At 68.4% G+C, this 275-nt stretch carries 1 protein-coding gene; it reads right to left on the bottom strand.

Annotated features, from left to right (window positions below):
* The coding region (locus tag CVH10_RS26000) for a hypothetical protein (RefSeq protein WP_219924890.1) at positions 1 to 275 on the bottom strand (275 nt) is incomplete at both ends.

Here is a 275-nt window from a genome sequence, read left to right as displayed (position 1 = left end):
GTCGGTCACGCGCGCGCCGAACGACAGTTCCGTGATCCCGCTGTCGCCCAGGTAACGGATGGCGTCGAACCGGGCCGAGGTCAGTTCGTCCGACAGGTCGCCGCCGTCCGCCTGGGCCGGGCGATAATCCTGCAGCGGCTGACTGGCCGGGTTGCCGGTGTCATAGACGGCGTAGGCCGACGGTCGGCGGCCAGGGGTCATGTCGACGCCGGCCAGGGAAGGATACTGTTCGGTGAAGACCGCCCGCCACAGGTTTTCGCGCTTGGCCGAGGAAT

Source organism: Halomonas sp. ND22Bw, assembly GCF_003011945.1.
Classification (GTDB): Bacteria; Pseudomonadota; Gammaproteobacteria; order Pseudomonadales; family Halomonadaceae; genus Halomonas; species Halomonas halophila.
This window is presented reverse-complemented; position numbering and strand designations above follow the sequence as displayed.